Raw genomic sequence first — 6,189 nt, 5'->3', positions numbered from 1 at the left:
GGATCGGGTGCATTAGCCAAAACTCGACGCCTAGGTTCAGACATCGACGTACGACACCGACTGCGACGCCACCAGTTTTGGTGGTGCAGGGCATGCGCACATGCACAGATCGTCACTCAATGCTGCCTCGCGCCCGTCCGGCCCGGTAGTGGAAATCCGCGGGCCGGTGCACGCGATCTTGCCCAACGTCTTGCAGACCGGGCACCACACCGGATCGTGCTCATAGGCTTGCTCTCGACCTCCGATCAAATCGGTGCCGTCACCGCCTTGTACGATACCGCCGACGGTCGTCGTGTCGCCCTTCACGATGTCGTAACGTCGCATGGCGTCTCCGTTCAGACGGCACCCGGCCGCAGGCGCAGGCTGTTCAACAGCGTCTCCCACGTTTGCAGCGCGCCTGCCTCATCGACCGGCGACGTCGCCTCGTCAGGCTTCAAATCGGGGCTGCTCGCACCGAGCAACAACTGAATCGCGGTATGCGGTTTCGCCAGCGTGCTCGGGTCGCCTGGTGCGAGCAAGTAGAAGCGGTAGGACGTGATCTCGCCCTCCTTCAGCGCGAACAGGACTTCCTCGGCGTCCATCCCGGCCACCGTGCGTTTGCCTTGTCGCAGGATTCGGTAGCTGCCGCTCGAGATGCGATCCATCTTCGCGCGCAGCTCAGGAAGCGTCTTGGTCAGTGACTCTTTCTGGTCGACGTCGACTGCGTCCCGCATCTCGATCACCAGCAACGCCGGCCGACCCGGCATCAGCGCAATCGACTCGCTGACTTCCTCGGTGAAAGTTGACGAGCCCGTGGCGATTCCGCCGTCGAAGCAGAATCCCGATTCGGTCGGCACAGACCAGTTATCGCGCGCCTTGATGCGCCGATAGAGATCGGTGTAAACAGGCTCAAACTTGTCCAAACCACCTGAACCAAAGGATCCAGTGGTATGGAACAAGGTGTTGCTCTCGTAAATATAGCCATCTGTATCAAACGGCAATTTCGCAGCCTTTGCGGTTCCTTCTTGATAAGCGAACACCTTTGAAGTCTTTGTCGGAGAAATCGCCTTTTCAAGCCAGACAGGTCCAGATTGATTTTTCGGATTTGAAGGATCAAAGCGCCTTTCAGTGCGATATTTCTTTTCCGCTGCGTCAACTTTGGCTTGATATTCGGCAGGCGACGCATTGTGCTGCGTCTCTAGTTTGTTCCCCCAATAAGCGTATCGTTGATTCGTGAGTTTACTTGCCACCGGTCGATCGAATACGAAGCGGCCGATGCACCACGGGCGCGACTTGGAAAGCAAGGGATTCGTCATAGTCAGTTCACCCGAAAACGTTATCGAACAGGCACACACGCCCGCCACCAAAAAGAGAAGTCGGCCAATTCGCGTCAGCATTTCGGCTCCGGGGCATCCTGCGCGATTTGCACGATGCTGTAGAGGAGCGCCCAGCGCGCCCATGGATGGTTATAGCTTTCCTGGTGCACATAGCCTCCTTGGTCAAACACCATTTGTACGCCGTGGGCCGCGCCACCCTCTTCGCTGTGCGCAGGAGCTTCGGCCGACCAGACCGGCACCGTTCCGTCGCCGGGCACGATGCCATTTTTTTGGGGATCGGGCACGTCGCTACCCGGTGGCAGCTTCGCTACCTTCTGCACCTCGAATTCGATGGTGACATTGCGCGAGTCCAGGTGCACGCGCAGCGTGCCGGTGTGGGAATCGTCGTGTTTCTCACCCAAGAACCGCGCGGCTCGCAGTTCTTCCTCCGTCACATCGGGCGGTATATTCCCTTTCCAGATCACCGTGCCCCATGCCAATAGATCGTCGAGCTTCTCGCTTTTCTCGATCTTCGGTTTGCTGTGCCCATCGCTCGATGAGTTTGAACCCTTGGGCGTTAGCGCCCCATCTCCATATGCTACGTATGTTTTATCATGGTATTTATCTTTTATTTTTTCCTGATTGCGCACAACAGACAGCATTGTTTTTGCGAAATTCTCGGACACCGTTGATTTTATTGGCTGACTGTCGAGCCGCTTTTGGACGATGCCAGCCGGATCGAGCAACGACGTTGATTGTTCCGGTACCAGCCCGTACCACTTTTGATTAATATAAAGCTCGTTATATACGTCGCCCTGCTGCGGCAACTTCATCACCGGCGTGCCATCGAGCCGCCCAAAGATCCACCATGCCTCTCCATTGTGGTAGTCCGGCATCGGCAACAGTTCGAGCGCCCCCGGTGCGTTTGCTCCCACGGCCACGAACTCGTCAGCATTGCTGCCGAGCAGCGCGCCATTGATAAAGCCGTTCACCCCGCCTTCGCTGCCGCCCCCGGTGCGGAACCGCTTCGCGGCGATCGGCGCCCCAGTCGCCGGCAGCACGTTGTGGAATACACCGTGCATCAGGCCCGCTCCGCCATGCATTGCGATCGCCATCCGTGCGACCAGCCCGCCCATCGAGTGCGTGAGGATGATCGCCTTGCCGCTATCATTCTCCGCGATGATCTCCTTGATGCCCATCAGTCGCATCTTCTGGCCGGTCTTCTTGTCCTCAAAGTCCATGCCATCGATGACCTGCTGCGCCGACTTCTCATTCGATTGCAGCCAGTTGTAACCGATTGCATACACCCGGTACCGGTATTTCGCGAAATGCTCGAACACCGCCGACTCTTCCGTGATCGCCTGGCCGCGTTTTTGCGCGCCGGCATCGGTCGCCCCGTAGTCGGCCGGCTCGGTGCCGAGCACGGGCTTGAGCGTCCACTTCTTCCCGTCGGGGTCGGTTTCGATCCACGCTCCCTTGTGCTTGCCCATGTACTTCGGCTCGTTCAGTTGCTCCTCGAGCCACGCCAACATCGGTTGATAGCTTGATCTGTAGACTGAGCCCCAGCCGCGTCGACGTGCCTCTGCCTCGTCCACATACTGGTCTTCCTTGTCATCCTTTTGAAGCTTGCCGGCGCGGATCGGGCCGAATGGAGTCACCTTGGCCACGGTCGCGTCGAATTGCGTTTCCCGCGTGGACGCGCCCTTGAACCACATGCCGATCAGTGCCGGTAATGCCCCCGCTTTCCCGAGCATACCGTCCGTATTCGGCGCAAAAAACATTTCGTCACCGGTTTTCTCATTGACCAGCGGCGAGCCCATCACACCTGGCAGGAAGATCACCGGAATGATCGGCCGCACGTCGCACAGCAACTCCTTTTGCCGCGTGTCGCTTGCCGGCGTCAACGTGAAGTGTCCAACCGACGCGCCGTCCTTGTCCGTGCGTCCAACCTGCCGCACAGCTTCCTCGGCGTCGCTAAACGGCGAACCGGTGCTGGATTGATCTGTGTTATCGCTCATTGTCGTTCGTCAAATTCGCGCATCGATTATCGGACTCATGCCGCGGGACCATTCGGCTTCGGCCGCAATGCGCGCACCGCCAACTTCTCGATATCCTCGCTCTTCTGCTCGGTGATATGTCCCAGCTCGTTCGTCGTTCCGGACAACTTTGTTCCATCGCCACGGATCAGCTCGTACGGGTGGTTTTTCAGCACCTCGCCGGAGATGCGATCGCGCAGCACGTACGGATCGTTGAACTTGGCCGTCGGCAGGCTGTTCATGTGCTCAGCGACTGAGCTCGGCCCCTGGCGGCTGAACGACGCCGACTTGATCGTGCGGCCGCCGCGCGTACCGTCCTCGATGCCGTCCTTCGTGATGCGGATGTACGAGCCGCCGCACTTCAAAATCAGTTCCTCGGTCGCCTCGATCACGATCCGCTTCTTGCTGAACAGAGACGTATCCTTGGCCGAGTTCAGTTTGATTTCGTCGGTATGCGCCGATACCTCGATCGGCCCCTTCGCGGCGAACAGCTTCATGCCGGCCTTCTGAACGAACAGGCTGATCTTCTCGGCCGCAGCCGCGATCAGCGACTTGCCGCTTGCCAGGTGGGTGTTTTCGCCGCTGACCACGTTGATTTCCGCTTCCGCCAACATGTGCGCGGAGCGGTCCGCCACGGCCGCAAAATCCGCCGGCGTCGCGATCACGATCACGGGCTTCGCGAAGCTGTTCGCGTTACCGGTGCCGCCGCCTGCCGTGACGCCACCCGACGTCTGCCCCGACACCGGCTGCTGCACGGCCGTCGTCAGGTCCTTGAGCGCATCCTGGCCGGCCTGCAGCGATTCGGCCTGTGCGGTCGTGCTGGCGCTCGACAGCGATTCCACCAGCATCCCGGCTTGCTGGAGCCGCGTGCGAGCTTCGTCGACACCGAGCTGCTCGTCGTCGTAGGCTTTCGCGTGCGTGCTGATCGACAGCCCCTTGCTCGCCCGCACCGCGCCATATTCGTCGGCATGCAGCACGAAGCCTTGGCCGAGATACCGGCCGCGCGTATTGCCGTCCTGCTGGATCAAGTAACCCTGGGTGAGCGCCGCGTAGCTCTTGCCCGTGTAGCTGACGAGCCGCGTGCCACCCTGGTTCGTCGCGTCGTCATGCACGAACGCGTTGTACGCGCCGGTGTTGCCGAAGCCCTGCGACTGGAACCCTGACAGCAGCACGTTCGTGTGCCATGGCGATGGCGTCGTGCCGCCGTTGACGCGCCCCAAAATGAAGGGCTTGTCACAGTCATTGCTCCAGTAGCCGATGAGCACCCATTCGCCCGCACGCGGCACGTGCACTGCGCCGTACCCGTTGCCCGTATCGGACTGCATCGACGACAGCAGGGGCGACGCATTGAACGCGCCGTCAGGATTTTTCCGATCCCATGCGAAATGCACGCGGACCTGATTCCGCTCGTTCGACCAGGCCTCGATTCCCTGCTGCGTGACGACAAGCGCGTGCTCGATCGACATCGCTGGCTTCGGATGGTCGAGCGGACTGCGAAACTCGATCCGTGCGTCCTGCGCCTCGACCTCGAGCACGAAGAAGCCGGCCATACCGTCCTCGGCGTGGCCCGGTGTCGTGAAGCGCGCGCCGTGTGCCGCCTGCTGCTCGGCCAGCGTCGCACGCAGGCTGAGCGGGAATTCGGTCGGCGGCTGGCCGATCGGCACATTGTTCTCGATGAACCAGCGCGCCTCGACGACCAGGAACGTCCGGTCGGCGTCGTCGCGTTCCGGATGGCGCGGGTGGTCGTTCAGCACGAAGCGCGACCCCGCATCAAGCCAGCGCAGGCCGCCGACCCCAAAGTAGCGCCGGGCGCGTGCATCCCAGCCCTGTACGCGCCGGCGTGCGCGGGCGCCGCCGCTGTCGGAATCGGGGTATCCGTACGCGGTCGGCTCATAGACCGTCATCGGCGCATTCGGAATCTGCTGCGCCTGGTGCCGGCCGTCGTCCGTGACGTAATCAATCGATGCGAGCGTGCTCGCCGCTTCAAAGCGGGACGCGGGGCGTTTGTAATCGAACGCGCTGGATTCGTACCGCAGGCTCTGCATTGTCTGCATGGCCGCCCAGTGCGTGAACCCGTTCACCGCCTCGTTGTCGCCGGCGCCGTGGACGAAGTCGGCCGGCTTCGCGTCAGGCAGCGCCGCGACCTGGTCGACGATCACCAGCGTGGTCTTGGGGGTCTCGCCGTCACGGACCGGCTCGTGCGCCCAGTAGCAATACCAACCTTCGTCTTCGAGCAGGCGGTGGAAGAAATGCAGATCCGTTTCGCTCTGCCGGCACCACGAGCGCACCGCTGGCTCGCGGTTCAGGGTGAAGCGGAATCGGCCCTGCAGCTGCGGATAGCGATTGAGGAGATCGGACACGATCTCCTGCGCCGTCTGCTCGAGCCAGCCTTCGTCGTTACGGGTGCCGCCCAGGAACACCAGCGCCGATGAAAATTCCAGCTGGTATGTCGACAGTCCACCGTCCCCGCCCAGGTAGCCGACCCGGTGCACGAAGCCGTGGATCGGACGATAGACGGAGTCGGCAAACGGGGCGGTGGGCTGCTGGATCCACAGCGTGACGGGCTGGTGCATCAGAGACAGCAGCGCGGTGTCGTCGCGTAGCGACGCGACGTCGAGCGTCCAGTTGTAATCGCGGCCGATCCGAGCCGATCCGCGTGCGCGCAGCGGAATCAGTGCGTTCTGGCCGAGCGGCGTGTCCAGCCGCAACAGGCGGTTGTTCTGCAGTAGGCCCCGGTGGATCGCGTTATACAGATCGCGAAATTTCAGCTCCCCGAGCGCGGGTGGTCTGAGTACCATTTTTCTCTCAATGTTTTTCTAGAATTTACCGCGCAAAAAAGTGCGGCTAACCCATTTTAG

At 61.2% G+C, this 6,189-nt stretch carries 4 protein-coding genes; all 4 read right to left on the bottom strand.

The window, feature by feature from the left end; translation table 11 throughout:
• Positions 1-36: 36 nt before the first annotated feature.
• Genes J7024_RS36030 through J7024_RS36015 form a run of 4 tightly spaced genes read right to left on the bottom strand, consistent with a single transcriptional unit; the run spans position 37 to position 6,129 of the window.
• Positions 37-324 (bottom strand): PAAR domain-containing protein, encoded by a 288-nt coding sequence (locus tag J7024_RS36030; RefSeq protein ID WP_082729073.1) that lies wholly within the window; start codon positions 322-324, stop codon positions 37-39.
• Positions 325-335: 11 nt separating this feature from the next.
• Positions 336-1,376 carry a T6SS immunity protein Tli4 family protein gene (locus J7024_RS36025; RefSeq protein ID WP_327796279.1) on the bottom strand — a complete coding sequence of 347 codons (1,041 nt, stop codon included), beginning with the start codon at positions 1,374-1,376 and terminating at the stop codon, positions 336-338.
• The gene (locus tag J7024_RS36020; protein ID WP_059607903.1) at positions 1,370-3,313 is read right to left on the bottom strand and encodes an esterase/lipase family protein; all 1,944 of its coding nucleotides are present in this window, start codon (positions 3,311-3,313) and stop codon (positions 1,370-1,372) included. Before J7024_RS36020 ends, J7024_RS36025 begins: the two co-directional genes overlap by 7 nt.
• 35 nt (positions 3,314-3,348) lie before the next feature.
• Complete coding sequence (locus tag J7024_RS36015; RefSeq protein ID WP_234745969.1) at positions 3,349-6,129, bottom strand: type VI secretion system Vgr family protein; 2,781 nt, start codon at positions 6,127-6,129, stop codon at positions 3,349-3,351.
• Between the last annotated feature and the right edge of the window lie 60 nt (positions 6,130-6,189).

This window comes from Burkholderia sp. WTPI3 (assembly GCF_021483755.1).
Classification (GTDB): domain Bacteria; phylum Pseudomonadota; class Gammaproteobacteria; order Burkholderiales; family Burkholderiaceae; genus Burkholderia.
This window is presented reverse-complemented; position numbering and strand designations above follow the sequence as displayed.